The organism is Rhodococcus sp. Q, assembly GCF_005503035.1.
Taxonomy (GTDB): domain Bacteria; phylum Actinomycetota; class Actinomycetes; order Mycobacteriales; family Mycobacteriaceae; genus Rhodococcus_G.
Window position 1 is genome coordinate 67,939 of record NZ_SCOY01000013.1, and the last position, 18,265, is coordinate 86,203.

19 protein-coding genes are annotated in these 18,265 nt (G+C 68.6%); 8 read left to right on the top strand and 11 right to left on the bottom strand.

Annotation, left to right across the window (positions count from 1 at the left end):
• Window positions 1–4: 4 nt before the first annotated feature.
• Both FFS72_RS14605 and FFS72_RS14610 read right to left on the bottom strand, forming a co-directional pair.
• Entirely contained in the window at window positions 5–538 is a 534-nt protein-coding gene (locus FFS72_RS14605; RefSeq protein ID WP_171018688.1) for a methylated-DNA--[protein]-cysteine S-methyltransferase, read from the bottom strand.
• Window positions 539–601: 63 nt separating this feature from the next.
• Complete coding sequence (locus FFS72_RS14610) at window positions 602–844, bottom strand: hypothetical protein (RefSeq protein WP_137874607.1); 243 nt, start codon at window positions 842–844, stop codon at window positions 602–604.
• 61 nt (window positions 845–905) lie between these two features.
• Between FFS72_RS14610 and yczR the strand changes: the two genes are divergently transcribed.
• Window positions 906–2,414: a MocR-like transcription factor YczR gene (gene yczR / locus FFS72_RS14615; RefSeq protein ID WP_137874608.1), complete on the top strand. Its 1,509-nt coding sequence runs from the start codon at window positions 906–908 to the stop codon at window positions 2,412–2,414.
• A gap of 19 nt (window positions 2,415–2,433) precedes the next feature.
• Here yczR and FFS72_RS14620 read toward each other — a convergent pair whose 3' ends face one another.
• Window positions 2,434–2,685 carry a hypothetical protein gene (locus FFS72_RS14620; RefSeq protein WP_137874609.1) on the bottom strand — a complete coding sequence of 84 codons (252 nt, stop codon included), beginning with the start codon at window positions 2,683–2,685 and terminating at the stop codon, window positions 2,434–2,436.
• A 153-nt stretch (window positions 2,686–2,838) separates the two neighbouring features.
• Between FFS72_RS14620 and FFS72_RS14625 the strand changes: the two genes are divergently transcribed.
• Both FFS72_RS14625 and FFS72_RS14630 read left to right on the top strand, forming a co-directional pair.
• Window positions 2,839–3,546 carry a PadR family transcriptional regulator gene (locus FFS72_RS14625; protein ID WP_137874610.1) on the top strand — a complete coding sequence of 236 codons (708 nt, stop codon included), beginning with the start codon at window positions 2,839–2,841 and terminating at the stop codon, window positions 3,544–3,546.
• A gap of 29 nt (window positions 3,547–3,575) precedes the next feature.
• Window positions 3,576–4,484 (top strand): alpha/beta hydrolase, encoded by a 909-nt coding sequence (locus FFS72_RS14630; protein ID WP_137874611.1) that lies wholly within the window; start codon window positions 3,576–3,578, stop codon window positions 4,482–4,484.
• Between the two features lie 30 nt (window positions 4,485–4,514).
• On the opposite strand, the gene FFS72_RS14635 is transcribed toward FFS72_RS14630, so the two are convergent.
• From FFS72_RS14635 to FFS72_RS14650, 4 genes are all read right to left on the bottom strand, one after another.
• Window positions 4,515–5,306, bottom strand: coding sequence for an IclR family transcriptional regulator (locus tag FFS72_RS14635; protein ID WP_137874612.1), 792 nt, complete (start codon window positions 5,304–5,306; stop codon window positions 4,515–4,517).
• Between the two features lie 195 nt (window positions 5,307–5,501).
• Window positions 5,502–6,434 (bottom strand): biphenyl-2,3-diol 1,2-dioxygenase, encoded by a 933-nt coding sequence (gene bphC / locus FFS72_RS14640; protein WP_137874613.1) that lies wholly within the window; start codon window positions 6,432–6,434, stop codon window positions 5,502–5,504.
• 45 nt (window positions 6,435–6,479) lie between these two features.
• The gene (locus FFS72_RS14645; protein WP_137874614.1) at window positions 6,480–7,661 is read right to left on the bottom strand and encodes an acyl-CoA dehydrogenase family protein; all 1,182 of its coding nucleotides are present in this window, start codon (window positions 7,659–7,661) and stop codon (window positions 6,480–6,482) included.
• 40 nt (window positions 7,662–7,701) lie between these two features.
• Window positions 7,702–8,877: a 3-ketosteroid-9-alpha-monooxygenase, oxygenase component gene (locus tag FFS72_RS14650; protein WP_137874615.1), complete on the bottom strand. Its 1,176-nt coding sequence runs from the start codon at window positions 8,875–8,877 to the stop codon at window positions 7,702–7,704.
• Window positions 8,878–9,086: 209 nt separating this feature from the next.
• Here FFS72_RS14650 and FFS72_RS14655 point away from each other — a divergent pair, with 209 nt between their 5' ends.
• The 3 genes from FFS72_RS14655 to FFS72_RS14665 are packed head-to-tail and all read left to right on the top strand — an operon-like array spanning window position 9,087 to window position 11,565.
• Entirely contained in the window at window positions 9,087–9,896 is an 810-nt protein-coding gene (locus tag FFS72_RS14655) for a mycofactocin-coupled SDR family oxidoreductase (protein WP_137874616.1), read from the top strand.
• Window positions 9,896–10,729: a mycofactocin-coupled SDR family oxidoreductase gene (locus FFS72_RS14660; protein ID WP_137874617.1), complete on the top strand. Its 834-nt coding sequence runs from the start codon at window positions 9,896–9,898 to the stop codon at window positions 10,727–10,729. The genes FFS72_RS14655 and FFS72_RS14660 overlap by 1 nt, the downstream gene beginning before the upstream one ends.
• An 11-nt stretch (window positions 10,730–10,740) precedes the next feature.
• Window positions 10,741–11,565, top strand: a complete 825-nt coding sequence (locus FFS72_RS14665; protein ID WP_137874618.1) for an SDR family NAD(P)-dependent oxidoreductase — start codon at window positions 10,741–10,743, stop codon at window positions 11,563–11,565.
• Between the two features lie 115 nt (window positions 11,566–11,680).
• On the opposite strand, the gene FFS72_RS14670 is transcribed toward FFS72_RS14665, so the two are convergent.
• Window positions 11,681–13,306: a flavin-containing monooxygenase gene (locus tag FFS72_RS14670; RefSeq protein ID WP_137874619.1), complete on the bottom strand. Its 1,626-nt coding sequence runs from the start codon at window positions 13,304–13,306 to the stop codon at window positions 11,681–11,683.
• Window positions 13,307–13,579: 273 nt separating this feature from the next.
• The gene (locus FFS72_RS14675; protein ID WP_137874620.1) at window positions 13,580–14,683 is read right to left on the bottom strand and encodes a CaiB/BaiF CoA transferase family protein; all 1,104 of its coding nucleotides are present in this window, start codon (window positions 14,681–14,683) and stop codon (window positions 13,580–13,582) included.
• Window positions 14,684–14,830: 147 nt separating this feature from the next.
• On the opposite strand from FFS72_RS14675, the gene FFS72_RS14680 reads away from it, so the two are divergent.
• Together FFS72_RS14680 and FFS72_RS14685 are read left to right on the top strand one after the other, a co-directional pair.
• Window positions 14,831–15,208 (top strand): VOC family protein, encoded by a 378-nt coding sequence (locus FFS72_RS14680; RefSeq protein ID WP_137874621.1) that lies wholly within the window; start codon window positions 14,831–14,833, stop codon window positions 15,206–15,208.
• 128 nt (window positions 15,209–15,336) lie between these two features.
• Window positions 15,337–15,819 (top strand): DUF456 domain-containing protein, encoded by a 483-nt coding sequence (locus FFS72_RS14685; protein WP_137874622.1) that lies wholly within the window; start codon window positions 15,337–15,339, stop codon window positions 15,817–15,819.
• Window positions 15,820–15,823: 4 nt separating this feature from the next.
• Here the strand turns inward: FFS72_RS14685 and FFS72_RS14690 are convergent, their stop codons facing one another.
• The gene (locus FFS72_RS14690) at window positions 15,824–16,564 is read right to left on the bottom strand and encodes an amidohydrolase family protein (protein WP_137874623.1); all 741 of its coding nucleotides are present in this window, start codon (window positions 16,562–16,564) and stop codon (window positions 15,824–15,826) included.
• A 69-nt stretch (window positions 16,565–16,633) separates the two neighbouring features.
• Window positions 16,634–18,001 (bottom strand): FAD-dependent oxidoreductase, encoded by a 1,368-nt coding sequence (locus tag FFS72_RS14695; RefSeq protein WP_137874624.1) that lies wholly within the window; start codon window positions 17,999–18,001, stop codon window positions 16,634–16,636.
• Window positions 18,002–18,265: the final 264 nt, after the last annotated feature.

The following is an 18,265-nucleotide window of genomic DNA, read 5'->3' on the forward strand; positions in this document are numbered from 1 at the left end:
GGGTTCAGAACAGGGTCGGTTCGCCGAACCCGGGTGTGTGCTCGGCGGCGAGCAGGGCACGTTTGGTGACGGTGCCGCCGGCGGCGGAGAACCCGCCGACGGCACCGTCAGCGGCAAGGACCCGGTGGCACGGGACCAGAACGGGAATCGGGTTGCGGCCCAAGGCCTGTCCGACGGCCTGTGCCGCGCCGGGGCTGCCGATCGCCGCGGCCACCTCGCCGTACGTGAGCGTGTGCCCGGGCGCGATGGCGCGGGTGACGGCATAGACGCGGCGGTCGAAATCGGGGAGACCGGTCAGGTCGAGGTCGACGTCGGTGAGGTCGTCGGTGGTGCCGGCGAGCAGGGAGGCGACGCGGTCGGCGACCGGGCGAACTGCGGGGTCGAGTGCGCTCTCGACCGCCTCGGGGAAGCACTGACGCAGGCGGCCGATGGTGCGGTCGTCGGAGCCCTCGGGTAGCTGGAAGCCGACGATGCCGTGCTCACCCCAGACCAGGCCGCACCGGCCGAGATCGGTGTCGAAGAGCGAGTAGTTCAGCATCGTCACGCCACCAGTATGGCCGCCGGCACCGACACCCGGCCGAATTGACCAGTCCAGTTGGGGTCAACTGGACTGATTGTCGACGAGGGTGCGACCGGTGGCGATTCCCGGCTCGGAGCGCGATGCCACGGCCTGGAGGTCGCGGTAGGCGCGGTCGGCGTCATGGGTCTCCGGTAGGCGCCCGGCCAGCGGAGCGGCAGGTCGGAACTGGTCGAGGCGGAAGAGTGGCGTGCCGCGGTCACGGCGGACGAGAGCGACTGCCGTGAGGGCGGCGAGGACTGCGAGGAAGGTCAGGAAGGGGGCCATGCCTCCATCGTGCGGACAACTGGCCTTGTAGGAAATGGCCACTTTCGGAATACTGGCCTGCATGTCACGTGTGATCGGAGCTTCCACTCTCGCCCGCGACCTCGGCCACTGGCAGCCCGACGACGCCCGCGGCGCGGCGACGACAGCCCGAGCTACCCGAGGGGCTGGCCGCCGTCCCGGCTACCGCGCCCTCGCGGACGGCATCCGGTTGCTCATCGCCGACGGACGTATCCCGATCGGGGTCTCGCTGCCGAGCGAACGGGATCTGGCCGTCGTGCTCGAACTCAGTCGCACCACCATCACGTCCGCATACGCGGTGCTGCGGGAGGACGGCTTCCTCACCAGCAGGCAGGGGTCGCGGAGCACGGTGACGATGCCCGCCGCGGTACCGCCCGGCCGGGCCCGCGGCGCGGTCACGGGGGAGGCGCAGGTCTCTCGGCAGCCGGTCATCGATCTCACGTGCGCGGCGATGTCCGCGCCCGCCGAGCGCATCCGCGATGCCTACGCCAGTGCGCTGCTCGATCTGCCCGCGTATCTGCACACCCCGGGGCTGGAGTCGCTCGGACTGCCGGTGCTGCGCGAAGCCGTCGCGCAGCGTTACCGCGATCGCGGCGTCCCGACGACCGCCGACCAGATCATGGTCACGACGGGCGCTCAGCAGGCACTGGTGCTGGTGCTCTCGCTCCTGGCGTCGCCAGGCGAGCGGATCCTGATCGATCACCCCACTTACACCAATGCCATCGAAGCGATCAAACGTACTGGGGCGCGGCCGGTTCCGGTCCCACTGCGACTGGAGTCGAAGGGCTGGGACCTCGACGCGATGCGTAACGCCGCCCGGCAGACCGCCGCCAAGATCGCCTACGTCGTCCCGGACTTCCACAACCCCACCGGCTTCTGCCTCGACGACGTGGGCCGCGCCGAGATGGTGCGGATCGCGGGCGACACCCATATGACACTCGTGGTCGACGAGACGATGACGGACCTCGGTCTCGACGCGCCGACGCCGACGCCCGTCGCGCGGTTCGCGGTCGGTGCCCGCGCCGACGTGATCACCGTCGGATCGATGTCGAAGGCGTACTGGTCCGGACTGCGGATCGGCTGGATTCGCGCCGACGTGTCGACGATCAACGCCCTGCTCGCGATCCGCTCGGCGCTGGACCTCGGTTCGGCGGTCCTCGAACAGGTCGTCGCGGCCGAGCTCCTCTCGGACCCCGATTCGGTGCTGCCCGCGCGACGCGATCGGCTGCGGGCCCAACGCGCGGCTCTCCTCGACGAGCTGGCGGTCGCACTGCCCGAGTGGCAGTGCGACCCCGGTTCCGGAGGAATGGCGCTGTGGGTGCACCTGCCTGCGCCGCTGTCGACGGCCATCGCCGCGACCGCACCCGGCCACGGCGTGCAGGTGGCGGCGGGTCCGCGGTTCGGCCTCGACGGTGCGTTCGAGCGGTACCTCCGCCTGCCCTACGCCCGAAGCGAGGACGAACTGCGCGCGGCCGTTCGGGGGCTTGCAGGTGCCTATCGCGGGCTCGCGGGTGACGCGCGCCTGGGCGCAAGCGTTCCGGTTGTGGTGTGAGCGCAGGTCGTGTGATGCGCTATTCGAGCCGGCCCGGAATCGGATAACTGCGCAGGGACATGCCGATCTGCCCGGACAGCGTCAGCCCGTCGATGCTCTCCTGCAGGTTGTGGCATGTCGCGACCCGGGCGCGGCCGTCACGGGGATGCGTCTCGGCGAATCGGGGGCATGCACTGTCGACGTCCCCCAGCCACTGGATGCTGGTGTGCGCCTCGCTGTACTTCTCGACGAGGACTCGGGTGCTGCAGGTGGTGCAGCGGACGCTTTCCATGATGTCGGACCTCCCTGGTGTCCTTCGCGACGGTAGTTGTGGTTCGGGTGCTCCGGATGTCGTCCTCCCGTGGAGCGGGAGGGGAAGTCCGCTGATCGGTTCGACGCCGCTCGGGTCGTGAACGGCGCCTACCTGGGCTGTTAGTCTTCGCTCATGTCCGACACCGAGTCCGTTGCTGACGGTTACCCAGCCGCGGCCGCAGACGACCAGTACCCGTCTCTGCCCGCGACCAGCTGGGCCGTTCTCGGGATGCTCACTCTCGGTGAGGGACTCACGGGATACGACCTCAAGAAGTGGGCCGACTGGAGCATCGGATTCTTCTACTGGAGCCCGTCGATCAGCCAGATCTACGCCGAGCTCAAGCGGCTCGAGAAGGCTGGGCTGGTCGAGTCGGAAGTGGTGTCGGAGCCCGGTGAGCGGGGTCGGCGGGTCTACCGCATCACAGCGGAGGGAACGCGCGCGGTCCGGAACTGGTCCCGCGATGCGCCGGTGGAGCAGCCCGTTCTCAAGCACGGTTTGATGTTGCGGCTGTGGATGGGTCACCTCAACGAGCCGGAGCAGCTGAAGGCGTTGGTCCGGTCGCACATCGAGAACATGGAGACGATGCGCGGCAGGGCGACACTGCACGCCGAACATGCGACGCGTGAGCCCTCGTGGGCCTTCTCGCAGATGAGCCTGGTCTGGGCGGAGCGCTACTTTCAGGCGGAGGTCGATCTCGCCCGGCAGATGCTCGACGACATCGACGCCGCGGCTGCCGAGTTCTCTCACGTTCGGAAGCGGGACGAACTGGGTAACCCACTTCCCGAGGTGACGGGCTCCTGGCGTGCTGTCGAGGACTTCGTGGAGGGTCTCGAACCCTGAGGGGCTCGCCGGCTGGATAGCCTGGGCGCGTGAAACTCGGCCTGTCCCAGCTGATCGACCCGCGTCTGCTTCCTCTGGTGGACTCGACCCGCGAGTTCTACGAGCACCGCGGCACGGGTCGGGGGCCGCGCAATCGGGACGAGCTGCAGTCGATCCGGCGTGGGGCGAGGACTCCCGAGCGGTCGGATCCTCCCGCGGAGGTGGAGACGGCCAGGCACGGTGACCGCGCGGTCCCGGTCCGAGTTCACTCCCCGGTGTCGATCTCCCCTCAGGGCGTGCTTCTCGACATTCACGGCGGCGGGTTCTACGGGGGGTCGGCGGCAGCGGACGATGTCCGCAACCGCGAGCTGGCGGACGCTCTCGGCATCGTGGTCGTCAGCGTGGACTACCTTCTCGCGCCGGAGAATCCGTGGCCGGCCGCCCCTCGCGACTGTGAGACCGCGGCGTTGTGGCTCGCGGAACACGCGGTCGGTCGGTTCGGAACGAGTCGACTCTGCATCGGAGGGTTCTCGGCGGGCGCGACGCTCGCGATGACGACGCTCGTTCGTCTCCGGGACCGCGGCATGTCCGCGTTCGACGCCGCCGTGTTGCAGTTCGGCACCTATGACCTCAGCGGGCAGACACCGAGCGGACGCCTGATCGCCGACGAGTACTTCATCGAGGCGTATGCGGGTGCGGCACGTGACCGGACCGATCCGGACTTCTCGCCGGTCTACGCCGACCTGACGGGCCTGCCCCCGGTGCTGATCGTCGTCGGAGAGGAGGACGTCCTGCTGCGCGACAACCTCGCCATGGCCGCGCACCTGTCCGCGGCAGGCGTCGCCGTCGACCTGCGTGTCTACCCCGCCGCGCCGCATGGCTTCACCGGGCACCGGACGGCCATGGCCGATGCGGCGAACGACGACCTTCGTGCCTGGCTCGACCGTCGGTTCGGCTGAGCGCAGGACCGACGGCCGGGTGTACCGCGGTCAGGCGGACTGGGCGCGCAGTCCGGACACCGCGGTGGGCAGGCTCTGGAGCCGGTTGCGGTGCGCGATCGGTCCCGCACCCGCGGCGTGGCCGGCGAGGGCGTGTTGAATCGCGTTCGCGGCCATGCGAACGGGCGACGAGTGACGGTGGTCGAACTTGAGGTGGGTGGTCGGTCCGCAGATCGACAGTGCGGCGTGGACACCGCCGACGGGGCCGATCGGGACGGCGATGATGCCGATTCCTCCGGAGATCTGGCTGACCTCGTACGCGACCCCCAACTCGCGAACCTTGTGCAGTTCGGGGGTGAATCCGACGAGGTCGTCGGTGCGGCCCGGGGTGTAGGCCAGCAGCGCCTTGCCGATCGCGGAGTTACGCGCCGGGTAGCGGCTCCCGACGCGGGTGGGGAGTTCGGCGGCGAGTCGTCCGCCGACCTTGTCGAGGTACAGCACGTCGGAGCCGTCGAGGACGCCGAGGTGGACGACGTAGCCGGTGACCCGGTGCAGTTCCTGCAGGATCGGTGCGGCGGCGCCGTGGAGGCGGTTCTGATGCAGGGCGATCGACCCGAGTTCCATCAGCCCGGTGCCGAGCTCGTACGCGCGGCCGTCGCGGCGCAGCCAGCGCATCGTGACGAAGCGCTCGAGCATCCGGTGCACGGAGGACCGCGGCAGTCCGGTGCGCTCGACGACCTGCGAGAGGGTGAGCCGGCCGGGGCCGTCGAAGGTGTTCAGGACGAGCGACACCCGGTCGAGTACCGCGGTCGGGGTGGATTCTGCGGTTGCTGCTGCAGTCATCACTGTCTCCTAGGTTCTGGCGCTCTCTGCCGCGAGACCCATCTGGCATGGGTGTTTCGATTAGGAATAGTGGCACAGAATCAGGAGATTGTGAAGTGGGTCACGAAAGATCTTGATGCGAAGGAGGGGCGCGACGTCTGTCGAGACGTCGCGCCCCTTCATCTGGAACAGGGTTCGCGCGGTGCGGGCGAGGCGCTACATCGCCGCGAGGGGCTCGCTGCCGGACCAGTCGTGACCCCAGTAGCTGTCCGCGGTGATCTCCTCGGCCGAGTAGTGGGCCTCGTCGACCTTCATGCCCTCGGTGCCGAACTCGATGTCCCAGCCGCCGGGTGCGCGGACGTAGAAGGACACCATCTTGTCGTTCGTGTGGCGGCCCAGCGTCGACGAGACGGAGAAACCGTCCTTCACGACGCGGTCGAGTGCCTGGCCGACGGCGTCGAGCGTGTCGACCTCGACCATGATGTGCACCAGGCCGGGCGCGCCGCCGTGCGGGGAGGGGCACAGCGCGAGGCTGTGGTGGCGCTGGTTGACGCCGAGGAAGCGCACACGCATCGGGCCGAACTCCGGCGGAGCCGGAATCCGGAAGGCGCCGCGGGGCAGGAAGCCGAGCACCTCGGTGTAGAAGTCGAACGTGCCGTTCGGGTCCATCGTCGGCAGCACGACGTGGCCGAGACCCTGTGCGCCGGTGACGAACTTGGCGCCGAACGGCGTGACGACGGGGCTGTGGTCGAGGACCGCGCCGTGGAAGACCTCGAGGGTGGTTCCGGCCGGATCCTGGAAGGTCACGACCTCCTCGACACGGCGGGCGTCCGCCTCCTCGAGCGAGAGCGGCTTGACCGCGATGCCCGCGCGCTCGACGGCCTCGGTGACCCGGACCAGTGCGGCGTGGTCGCGAACCTCCCAACCGACGGTGACGACCTCGTCGGTCTCACCGGGCACGACGACGATGCGGGCTGCGCGCTCGTCCATGCGCAGGTACAGGGCGTTCTCGTCCGGACCGGTGCCCTCGGCGAAGCCGAGCACGTCGAACGCGAACGTCCGCCAGCGTTCGATGTCGTTGGTCTGGATCTTCACGTATCCCAGGCCGCGGATGTCGGTGCCGAATCCGCCGAGATCAGGGTTCGTCATTGTGTTTGTCTCCGTTGTCGATTCGAGTGGTGTGGATTCGGCGGATCAGATCATCGCGCGGAGCGGGCCCTGCGGGTCGACGCCCAGTCCGCTCAGCGTCGCGGCGTGGTACACGGTGCCGGGTACGTGGATCGCGTGGTGCAGGCCCGCGTGCGCGTCACGCCAGAAGCGCTGCATCGGCTTGTCCATCCGCAGGGCGTTGCCGCCGCAGCGTGCGTAGACCTGATCGATCGCGGTGACGGCCTGCCAGGCCGCGTTCACCTGGGTCTCGCGGCCGGCGGCGCGCTGCGCGAACGTCGGGGTCTTCCCGGCGTCCACCAGATCCCACATCCGATCGACGTTGGCGAGCAGAGAATCCCGGGCGGACTGCAACTTCGCGGTGGCCTCGCCGATCGCGAACATCGAGTACGGGTCGTCCTTGACTGCGGTGCCCTGCGGGTTGATGCGCTCACGCTGGTAGTCGTTCGCGTGATGCAGCAGGCCCTCGCAGATGCCGATCGTCGCCGACGTGATGCCGAGCGGGAACATCGTGGACCACGGCATCAGGTACAGCGTTTCGGTGCGGCCGTACTCGCGCACCGCGGTGCCGTCGATGACCGCGTCGCCGTCCATGACCCGGTAGGCAGGCACGAACGCGTCCTTGACGACGAGGTCCTTGGATCCGGTTCCGCGCAGGCCCATCACGTCCCACGAGTCCTCGATGATCTCGTAGTCGGTGCGGGGGATGATGACGTGCAGCATGCGGGGCGGCATCTCGATGCTGCCGTCCGGGTTGCAGGCCATCGCCCCAAGGAATGCCCAGTCGCAGTGGTCGGTTCCCGACGAGAACGACCACTTGCCGGAGAACTTGTACCCGCCATCCACCGGCACGCACAGGCCGGCGGGCATGTACGGCGACGCGAGCCAGGTGTCCTGGTCCTGGCCCCAGACCTCCTGCTGGACCTTGGGATCGGCGAACGCCAGCTGCCACGGGTGGACGCCCACGATGCCGTGCACCCAGCCTGCCGACGGGTTCAGCGACGCCATCCGCATGACGGTTTCCGCGAACTCGCGCGGGTGGACCTCGAGTCCGCCGTGCTCCTTCGGCTGGAGCATCCGGATCGAACCGGCCTCCTTCATCCGCTTCGCGGTCGCGTCCGCGACCTTGCCGATCCGCTCGGCCTCGATGCCCTCGAGGAAGATGTCTTCCGAGGCCGCCTCGATACGGGCGAGAACTTCGTAACTCATGGTGTGAATCCTTCTGATCATGTGGTTCGACGGCTGGTGGTCAGGAGTTCGCGGCGGAACCCTCTGCCTGCTTCGCGACGTTCTCGTCGACCTCCTGCTGCCAGCTCGCGACGGCCCGGGTGGTGTCGATCTCGAACTCGAAACGCGTCGTCATGTCCTCGGTGATGTCCTCGACGTCCACGTAGAACTGCTGGTACCAGCGGCGCAGCTGGTAGACGGGGCCGTCCTCCTCGGACAGCAGCGGGTTGTCGATGGGTGCCTTGTTCTTCCAGATGGCGACGTCCTGTTCGAAGCCCGTCTCGACACCCTCCGCGAACTGGGCCGCCATGCCCTCCGAGATCTCGTCCGACAGGCCCGGGAGCTTCTTGACGATCGCGCCGTACTGCAGGACGAACTCGTTGTTGCTGACCGGGTAGTGGCAGTTGATCAGAACGGTTTCGATGGTCTGCCCGTTCGCGTCCGACTCGAGCCAGTCGATCATGTACGACGGACCGAAGTACGTTGCCTCCGAGCGGAGCTCGGCGTTCGGGTCGTCGTAGTTGGTGCCGGAGATGACGTCCTCACGGCCCGTCGACTGCATGTACTGCGTCGCGGTGTGGCCCTCGAAGACGTTCTTGAAGTAGCGCGGGAACGAGTAGTGGATGTAGAAGAAGTGGGCCATGTCGACGACGTTGTCCACGATCTCGCGGCAGTGCGAACCCTTGATCCGCAGCGTCTTCCAGCTCCAGTCCGTCCACTCGTCGGTGCCGTAGCCTGCGATCTCCGGGATGGTCACGTCGGCGGGAGGGGGATTTCCCTGCGGGTCGTTCCACACGTAGAGCTGGCCGTTGCGCTCCAGCGTCGTCCAGGCACGGGTCCTGGCGAGCGGGGGCACGCGGCGGGCGTACGGGATGTTCGTGCACTTGCCGTTGCCGCCCCAGCGCCAGTCGTGGAACGGGCACGCGATCGAATCGCCCTTGACGGTGCCCTGGGTCAGATCGCCGCCCATGTGGCGGCAGTAGCCGTCGAGGACGTTGAGCTTGCCGTTGCTGTCGGCGAAGACGACGAGTTTGGTGCCGAACGCCTCGACCGCGTGCGGCTCACCGTCCCGGAAGTCCCGGAGCAGGCCGATGCAGTGCCATCCGCGGGCGAACCGCACGGGCGCGGCAGCGGCCTCGATCTCGCGGATGTCGCCGTCGTCGGCTGAGTTGGTCGTGGATGTGCTGGCGAGCGACATGTGTTCCTCCGTGCCATCAGGGGGCTGTCCTGTGATGCGGATCATGGAACTGGCGGTTCGTCCGGCGGGTAAGGGGTCTTCCCGCTCAATGGAACGGTGCCGACCCGACGAGGGAAAACCGGGCCCATGCCTCCCATCACGCGGGAGAACAGCTGCCGCCGCGCCCGATTCGGCCGTTAGCGTCCCGACGCCGGCGAAAGGAACGAACCATGACACGGATGGCGGGCAAGAACGTGCTCATCACGGGCGCGAGCAGGGGGATGGGGCGCGCACACGCGGTTCGCCTCGCGGAGGAGGGCGCGGACGTCCTCGCGATCGACCTGCCGGGGCAGGAGTCGGAGGCCGACCTGGCGGAGACCGTCCGCCTCGTGCGGGAACTGGGGCGCCGTGCGGTCGCGGGCACCGCCGACACCCGAGACTTCGCGGCGGTCACCGCGGCCGTGCAGGCGGGTGTACGCGAACTCGGCCCGCTCGACACGATCGTCGCCAACGCGGGCGTCTGCGACAACCCCGGGCCGTCGTGGACGATCGACGACGACGTCTGGGACCGGTCGATCGACGTCAACGTCACCGGAACGTGGCACACGATCAAGGCAGGCGTCGCCGAGATGAATCCGTCCGGCGGCTCGATCGTCGTCGTCGGCTCCACCGCCGCGATCAAGGCAGTGCCGGGGGCATCCCACTACTCGGCCGCCAAGCACGCGATCACCGGCCTCGTGAAGACGCTCGCGAACGAGTTGGGTGCGCAGTCCATCCGGGTCAACACGGTCCATCCCGGTGCGGTGGCCACACCGATGACGATCAACCCCGCCACCTTCGCCCGCCTGCGACCGGACCTGGAGAACCCCACGGAGGAGGACGTGGCCGAGGTCCTGGCAAGGCGGATGCTGCTGCCGGTGCCGTGGGTGGAGCCGATCGACGTGAGCAACGCGGTGCTGTTCCTGGCATCGGACGAATCCCGGTACGTCACAGGCCTGCAACTGGTCGTCGACGCCGGTCAGACCCAGAAGGTGGCGTGATGAGCGGACGGCTCGAAGGCAAGGTTGCACTGGTGACCGGCGCCGCGCGGGGCATGGGCCGCGCGCAGGCGGTGCGGTTCGCGCAGGAGGGCGCGGACGTCATCGCCGTGGACGTGTGTGCGCCCGTCGAACACTCGACCAACCCCGGCGCGTCGCCGGGTGATCTCGCGGAGACGGTGCGACTCGTGCAGTCGCACGGCCGCTCGATCCGCGCGTTCGTCGCCGACGTCCGCGACCAGCAGTCGCTCGACGCCGCGGTGGCGCAGGGCGTCGACGCCCTCGGTCGCCTCGACGTCATCTGCGCGACAGCCGGGATCAGCTCGTCCGGTCGCGCCGTCGAGATGGGAGCCGACCGCTGGCAGACCATGCTCGACGTCAACCTCACCGGTGTGTGGCGCACCTGCAGGGCAGGCATCCCGCACATCCTGGACGGCGGACGCGGCGGCTCGATCGTGCTGATCAGCTCCATCGCGGGCCTGCGGGGTCTGGTGAGCGTCGGCCACTACACCGCGGCCAAGCACGGTGTGGTCGGCCTGATGAAGTCCCTGGCCAACGAGCTCGCACCGCACAGTGTCCGGGTCAACACCGTTCATCCCGCGAACACCCGCACACCGATGATCCAGAACCCGGCCACGATGCGGACGTTCTGCCCCGGTGACGACAAGCCGACGCAGGAGCGGTTCGAGGCGGCGACGCAATCCATGCACCTGCTGCCCGTTCCGATGATCGAACCCGAGGACATCGCCGCCGCGTGCCTGTTCCTCGCGTCCGACGAGTCCCGGTACATCACCGGCGTGACCCTGCCCGTCGACGCCGGTCACTGCGTCAAATAGGAGGGGGCACCGTGCGATACGAGGACCTGCGGGGCCGAACCGCTGTCGTGACCGGGGCGGGCAGCGGAATTGGGGAGAGTGCGGCCCGACGCGCGGCCGAACTGGGCATGAACGTCGTGCTCGCCGACATCTCGGCTCCGCGGGTGGACGCGGTGGCGGCCGATCTGCGCGCGGACGGTCACGCCGCCCTCGCGGTGCCCACCGACGTTCGTGACGCCGCCGCCGTCGATGCACTCGCCGACGCCGCCTACCGCGAGTTCGGTTCGGTCACGGTGCTGCTCAACAACGCCGGACTGGAGTCGCTCGGCGTCACGTGGGAGGTCCCCGCCGACGAGTGGCGGCGCGTCATCGACGTCAACCTGCTGGGCGTCTTCCACGGCATCCGGTCGTTCGTGCCGCGGATGGGTGCAGATCCGCGCCCGTCGCACATCGTCAACACGTGTTCGGTGGGCGGCATAGCCATCACACCCCGGATGACCGCCTACGCCGCATCGAAGCACGGCGTGCAGGCACTCACCGAATGCCTCTACCTCGAGTGCGCCGAAGTCCATCCACAGATCGCGGTGTCGGTGTTCAGTCCCGGCCAGGTCGCCACCCGCATCTTCGAGGACGCCCCGGACCGCGGGGAGACCGCCGTGGACGCCGAATTCTGGCGCGACCAGATCCGGGAGGGGATGAGCCCGGACACCGCCGCCGAGGTGCTGTTCGAGGGCATCGCGCGCGACGACTTCTGGATCCTCACCCACCCCGGCTCGTTCGAGCGGCTCGCGTCCCGGCGTGCTCGGGTACTGAGCGGGAAGCTGCGTCCGGACGCGGCGCTCGACGAGCAGCACTGACCGACGGGGCGGAACCGAACACGGCACTGGGCCGAACACAGCACTGGGCCGGACCCTTTCGGGTCCGGCCCAGTGCTGCTGTGGATCGCTGCCGTTTCAGATCGCCTCGGCGGTATCAGTTCTCGAGGATGTCGAAACCCTTGTACCCGGATTCGGCCACTTCGGTGATGATCTCGCGATAGGCGGAGAAGCCGCCGAGGAACGGCATGAACACCCGCGGTCGGCCGGGGATGTTGGCACCGAGATACCACGAGTTCGCGGTGTTCAGCAGTGACGCCTCGGCCCGCGTGCGGCACTCCTCGATCCAGCCGGTGACGGCCTCCGGCGTGCCCTCGATGGCGGCGGCGCCGCGGTCGTCGAGGTGGGCGATGGCGTCGGCGACCCAGTCGACGTGCAGTTCCGAATGCAGCACCATGTTCGCCAGCACCGACGGGCTGCCGGGGCCCGTGAGGTTGAAGAAGTTGGGAAAGCCGTCGATGCCGAGTCCGAGGTAGGTCTCGGGGCCGGCGGCCCACTTCTCCTTGAGGGTGCGTCCACCCCGGCCGACGATCTCCAGCTTGTCGAGCGAACCGGTCATGGCGTCGAATCCGGTGGCGAGGACGATCACGTCCAGGTCGTAATGCGCGGCGGTGGTGGTGATGCCGCCGGCGTCCATGCCGACGATCGGCGCGGCCTTGAGGTTGACCAGTTCGACGTTGTCGCGGTTGTAGGTCTCGTAGTAGCCGCTGTCGGTGACGATGCGTTTGGCGCCGATCGCGTGATCGTTGGGGATCAGCAGCTCCGCGGTCGCGGGGTCGTCGATGACGGCGCGGACCCTCTCCTCCCAGAACTCGCGGGCGGTGTCGTTCGCGGCCTGGTTGGTGAGCTGGTCGGCGAAGGTCTTGGAGTAGAGGACGCCGCCGAGCTTCCAGCGCTCGTCGTAGGCGGCACGGCGTTCGTCCTCGGACGCCTCGAGCGTCAGCTTGGGGTGCGTGCGGTGCGGGGAGCCGCCACCGGATTCCCAGGACAGGCGGCGTCGTTCGGCGTAGCCGGCCTTCTGCTCGGCGCGGGCCGCGTCGTCGAGTTCGGCGTTGCCTGCGGGGACGCTGTAGTTAGCGGACCGCTGGAAGACGAACAGCCTGTCGGCCTGCTCGGCGATGTGGGGGATCGACTGGATACCCGACGAGCCGGTGCCGATCACGCCGACGCGCTTGCCGGTGAAGTCGACACTCTCGTGCGGCCACTGCGCGGTGTGGAGGACGTCGCCGGTGAAGGTGTCGAGGCCGGCGAAGTCGGGGGTGTTCGCGTTGGACAGCGGCCCGGCGGCGACGACGAAGAAGCGGGCGGACACGACGTCACCGCGGTCGGTTCGCACGGTCCACCGCAGCGTGTCCTCGTCGAGTGTCGCGGAGGTGACCCGGGTGTCGAACTGGATGTCGCGTCGCAGGTCGAAGCGGTCGGCGACGTGGTTGATGTAGCGGAGGATCTCGGGCTGGGTGGCGTACTTCTCGCTCCAGTCCCACTCCTGTTCGAGCTCGGGGGAGAAGGAGTAGGAGTAGTCGACGGACTCGACGTCGCAGCGGGCACCGGGATAGCGGTTCCAGTACCAGACGCCGCCGACCCCGCTCGCCGCCTCGAAGGCGCGCACCGTGAGTCCCTGCTGACGGAATCGGTGGACCGCGTACACGCCCGCGATGCCCGCACCGACCACGACGACGTCGTACTCGGCGGTGACGGTGGGCGCCGAATCCTGTTCGTTCACTTGGATGTCCTTCCACGAGCGCGATATTCCGGCCCGGAATCTTCCGGGTGTCGCGGCTCAAGCGTGAAACCACGCTAGGGCGGGGCCGACCACGAGGGCATCGGTGCGTCCCGCCCAGCGGGCGCTGCGCGTGGTCGCGGACTGCGACCGTGGATTTGTCCAGTGGAGACGACGAGGACGTCGGTGGTGTGGGTCTCCCACCACGAGGGACGGCGCGGTGGAGGAGGCGGGTGCGCTTGCGGATGCCAGGCATCCGCAAGCGCACCGGCTCGATCAGCGCCAGAGGGTGCCGAGGTCCGTGTTCTCGGTCGCGGGCGCGGACGGCAGGTCCGGGTTGGTGCGGGAGAACCGCGGCGCGGGACGGTGCTGGACGACGCCGTCGAGCTCGACGAGCGTGCCGCGGGCCGCGAGGTGCTCGTTGTCCGGGGCCTCGGCGAACGTCAGGACCGGAGACACGCAGGCGTCGGTGCCGAGGAAGATCGCGGACCACTCGTCGCGGGTCTTCGACAGGAACGTCTCCGTGAACACCTTGCGCAGCTCCGGCCACGCGCTCTTGTCGTTCTGGCCGGGCAGCGACGCCGGATCCAGTTCGAGCAGACGCAGCAGCTCGGCGTAGAACTGCGGCTCGATCGCCCCGACCGCCATGTACTTGCCGTCGGACGTCTCGTAGGTGTCGTAGTAGGGGGCTCCGGTGTCGAGCATGTTGGTGCCACGCTCGTCCGACCACACTCCGGCGCCGCGGAACGCCCACATCATGTGCGAGAGGGCAGCGGTGCCGTCGACCATCGCCGCGTCGACGACCTGGCCCTTGCCGGATGTCTGACGCTCCACGAGCGCGGCGAGGATGCCGAAGATCAGGAACATCGAGCCACCGCCGAAGTCGCCGACCATGTTCAGCGGCGGAACCGGGCGCTCACCTTCGCGGCCGATCGCGTGCAGCACACCCGTCAGGGAGATGTAGTTGATGTCGTGGCCCGCGGCCTGCGCAAGCGGACCATCCTGGCCCCAGCCGGTCATCCGGCCGTACACGAGCCGCGGGTTGCGGGCGAGCGCCGCATCGGGGCCGAGACCCATCCGCTCGGTGACGCCGGGGCGGAATCCCTCGATGAGGACGTCGGCGCGCTCGATCAAACCGAGGACCTTCTCGATGTCCGCGGGATCCTTCAGGTTCGCCTCGGCGATCCGGCGGCCACGCAGGATCTGGTCACGCGGACGGTCGGGGGAGGGGAGCTGTCCGGCGCGCTGAACGCGGACGACGTCGGCACCGAGGTCGGCCAGCAGGGTCGCGGCGTGCGGAGCCGGACCGAGACCGGCCAGCTCGACGACGCGGATTCCGGCGAGCGGGCCGCCCTTGCTGGTGTGGTTCTCTGCGGACACGGTTCTCCTCGATTCGTCGGGGTATCCACTCAACACCCGCGGTCACTTAACACCCGCTAAGTTAACGCCTTGCTGGTCGCGGGTGTGCCGCGGGTCACGAATGAGGCAGCGGTTGCCCCCGCCGAGGAGTCCGCGCACAGTGGATCCATGACATTTCCCGGTGAACTCGTGGCCTTCGTGCCCAGCACCGACCTGGACGTCTCGGCGATGTTCTACGTCGACACGCTCGGTCTGACGCTTCGGGAACGTACACCCTTCGCGCTCGTCGTCGACGGGGGCAGTGGGGTCCCGCTGCGCGTCACGCTCGTGCAGGCCGTCCCCGGCGCCGGGTACACGGTCCTCGGCTGGAAGTGTGCCGACCTCGACGCCACCGTGGACGACCTCCGCGCCCGCGGCATCGAGTTCGTCGACTACCAGGGCATGGACCAGGACGAGCACGCCGCCTGGACGGCACCCGACGGTACCCGCGTCGCATGGTTCCGCGACCCGCACGGGAACGTGCTCTCCCTGCATCAGGCGCCGTGAGGTAGTGGTCCTGAACCGTCCTGTGGTGCAGTGATATCCGCACGTCCTCGTGCGGAGAGCGGCGCAGCAGGTGGTTGTGGGAGCGTCACCGTCACGACGAAGGCGGAGGGTCTGGCACAGTGGCGCCCGTGAGCGTGGGCGCAGAGATACTCGTCGGACTGGCGATCCTGGTGGGATTGGTGGGCATCGTCCTACCGATCCTGCCGGGATCGCTGCTCATCCTCGGGGCGATCGCGGTGTGGGCGATCGTGGAGGGCACCGGGGCGGCGTGGGCCGTGTTCGGTGTCGCCGCAGTGCTTCTCGTGATCTCCGGAGTGGTCAAGTACACGTGGCCCGGGCAGCGACTCCGCGACGCCGGGGTGCCGAACCGGTCGCTGGTGATCGGCGGCCTGCTCGGCATCGTCGGGTTCTTCGTGATCCCGGTGATCGGACTGGTGCTCGGGTTCCTGCTCGGCACCTATCTGTCGGAGGCGCAGCGGCACCGCACCCACTCGGGTGCCTGGCGTGCGACGGTGCACGCCACCAAGGCCGTCGGCCTGTCGATTCTCGTGGAATTGCTGGGAGCGCTGCTCGCGGCGGGCGTCTGGCTCGCGGCGGTGCTGGCGACCTGACGCGTCAGATGCGGTAGAACGATCGCGCGTTGCCGCCGAGCACCGCTGCCAGGTCGTCGCCGACGGCGTCGGTGATCGTCTCGAGGTCGGTGAGTTCGAAGGCGCGGCGGGCGCGGGTGCCGGGGAGGTCGGTGCCGAACATCAACGCCGTCGGATTGACGGCGTGAATGCGACGCAGCGCGTCACCGACGTCGTCGATGGTGGCGCGGCCGAACCCGGTGGCCTTCACCCGCGCTCCGCGGTCGACGAGGTTGAGGAGGTAGGGCAGGCCTCGCGTCGACATGCCCAGGTGGTCGATGCTCACCGCTGGCAGCTTCTTGAACACCGGTTCGAGGGACAGCAGCAGTGATGCGTCCACGTAGAATTCGGCGTGCCATCCGACGAGCTCGTAGGCCCGGAGTGCCTGTGTCGTCAGCAGTTTCATGTCGGTGGCGCTGCGCCTGAGGTTGAAACGAACGGCCCGCACTCCCGCCTGATCGAGGGCGACGATGTCCTCGTCCGTGACATCCGGATCCAGTTGTGTCACGCCCACCCAGCCCGGCCCGAGTTCGCGCAGCGCCGTCACCAGGTAGTCCTGGCCGGTGCCCTGATACGACGCCGTGACCACGGCGCCACCGTGCACGCTCAGTCCCAGCTCGGCGACCCGGTCCCGGTAGTCGGCGATCGTGAACGGCTCGGGCAGGTAGCCGTGATTGGCGACCAGCGGAAACCGCGGGTCGATGATGTGGACGTGTGCGTCGAACACTGTGCTGCCCTGTCGATCACACGAGCGTGGCGCCCGGATATCCGGGCGCCACGCTCGTGAACAAGTGGACTACTGCTGCGATGCGCGCAGCATGTCGTCGCGCTCGACGACCTTGATGCGCTCGCGGCCTTCCGGCTCACCGAGGCTGCGCTCGTGGGCGTCGAGTCGGTACCAGCCGTCCCACGTGGTGTAGGGCAGCTTCTTGCCCTCGAGGAACTCGATGATCGCGTTCTCGTCGGGATTCGGGGCGCCCGCGAAGTTCGGGGCGTCCGCGAGCAGGCACGCGATGGTCTCGTTGGCGTCGCCCTTGGTGTGGCCGATGAGGCCGACGGGGCCGCGCTTGATCCAGCCGGTGACGTAGGTGGCGTCGATGTGCTTGCCGTCCTCGTCGAGGACGCGTCCGGCCTCGTTGGGAACGGTGCCCGCCTGATCGTCGAACGGCAGCTTGGCGATGTTCTGCGACAGGTAGCCGACGGCGCGGTACACGGCCTGGACGTCCCAGTCGTTGAACTTGCCGGTGCCGCGGACGTTTCCGGTGCCGTCGAGTTCGGTGCGCTCGGTGCGCAGGCCGACGACCTTGCCGTCCTCACCGAGAACCTCGGTGGGCGACTCGAAGAAGTGCAGGAACAGCTTGTGCGGGCGGTCGCCTGCGTCGCGGATGGCCCAGTCCTGCAGGGTGTTCGCGACCATGTCGACCTGCTTGGAGCCGCGGCGCGCAGCCTCGGAGCCCTCGTCGTAGTCGATGTCCTCGGGGTCGACGATGACCTCGATGGTCGGGGAGTGGTCCAGCTCGCGCAGCTCGAGCGGCGTGAACTTGGCCTGCGCGGGACCGCGACGGCCGAAGACGTGCACCTCGACGGCCTTGTTGCCCTTGAGGCCCTCGTAGACGTTGGCGGGGATCTCCGTCGGCAGCAGCTCATCACCGGTCTTCGCGAGGACGCGTGCGATGTCGAGGGCGACGTTGCCGACACCGAGGACGGCGACCTTCTCGGCCTCCAGGGGCCATTCGCGCGGGACGTCCGGGTGGCCGTCGTACCAGGAGACGAAGTCGGCGGCGCCGTAGGAACCGTCGAGGTCGATGCCGGGGATGCTCAGGGCGCGGTCGGCGTTGGCGCCGGTGGAGAAGATGACCGCGTCGTAGAAGGTGCGCAGGTCGTCGAGGGTGATGTCGGTGCCGTAGTCGAGGTTGCCGAGCAGGCGGACCTGCGGCTTGTCGAGGACCTTGTGCAGGGCGGTGATGATGCCCTTGATGCGCGGGTGGTCGGGCGCGACGCCGTAGCGGATCAGGCCGAACGGGGCGGGCATGCGTTCGAAGAGGTCGATGCTCACGCCGCGATCGGAGGCGGTGTCGGACTTCATGAGCGCGTCGGCGGCGTAGATGCCGGCCGGGCCTGCGCCGACGATGGCCACCCGCAGCGGGCGATTCTGATCAGTCATCTCGAGCGAACTACCTTTTCGGCTAGCGGACGGACGGTTCGGGTGCACAGGCCGTGTCGGCCCGTCCTCAGTTTACTGAGCCGTACCTAACTTGCGCGGAGCGGCCTGAGGCCGGACCCTGCCTCGATCCTCCACTCCCGAGCGAAACTCCGCTAGGGCACCCTTCGTTGAGGGGGCACAAGCGGTGTTTGTGAGGGGGATGATTCGCCAGTGTGGACGCCGTGACCAGTGTTGTGATCACACCGATCGCAACACTGGGTCGGG

Excerpts from the sequence above, each read along its gene's own strand:
- FFS72_RS14605 (WP_171018688.1), bottom strand. The coding sequence starts at position 538 with ATGCTGAACTACTCGCTCTTCGACACCGATCTCGGCCGGTGCGGCCTG.
- FFS72_RS14610 (WP_137874607.1), bottom strand. The coding sequence starts at position 844 with ATGGCCCCCTTCCTGACCTTCCTCGCAGTCCTCGCCGCCCTCACGGCA.
- yczR (WP_137874608.1), top strand. The coding sequence starts at position 906 with ATGTCACGTGTGATCGGAGCTTCCACTCTCGCCCGCGACCTCGGCCAC.
- FFS72_RS14620 (WP_137874609.1), bottom strand. The coding sequence starts at position 2,685 with ATGGAAAGCGTCCGCTGCACCACCTGCAGCACCCGAGTCCTCGTCGAG.
- FFS72_RS14625 (WP_137874610.1), top strand. The coding sequence starts at position 2,839 with ATGTCCGACACCGAGTCCGTTGCTGACGGTTACCCAGCCGCGGCCGCA.
- FFS72_RS14635 (WP_137874612.1), bottom strand. The coding sequence starts at position 5,306 with ATGACTGCAGCAGCAACCGCAGAATCCACCCCGACCGCGGTACTCGAC.
- bphC (WP_137874613.1), bottom strand. The coding sequence starts at position 6,434 with ATGACGAACCCTGATCTCGGCGGATTCGGCACCGACATCCGCGGCCTG.
- FFS72_RS14645 (WP_137874614.1), bottom strand. The coding sequence starts at position 7,661 with ATGAGTTACGAAGTTCTCGCCCGTATCGAGGCGGCCTCGGAAGACATC.
- FFS72_RS14650 (WP_137874615.1), bottom strand. The coding sequence starts at position 8,877 with ATGTCGCTCGCCAGCACATCCACGACCAACTCAGCCGACGACGGCGAC.
- FFS72_RS14655 (WP_137874616.1), top strand. The coding sequence starts at position 9,087 with ATGACACGGATGGCGGGCAAGAACGTGCTCATCACGGGCGCGAGCAGG.
- FFS72_RS14660 (WP_137874617.1), top strand. The coding sequence starts at position 9,896 with ATGAGCGGACGGCTCGAAGGCAAGGTTGCACTGGTGACCGGCGCCGCG.
- FFS72_RS14680 (WP_137874621.1), top strand. The coding sequence starts at position 14,831 with ATGACATTTCCCGGTGAACTCGTGGCCTTCGTGCCCAGCACCGACCTG.
- FFS72_RS14695 (WP_137874624.1), bottom strand. The coding sequence starts at position 18,001 with ATGACTGATCAGAATCGCCCGCTGCGGGTGGCCATCGTCGGCGCAGGC.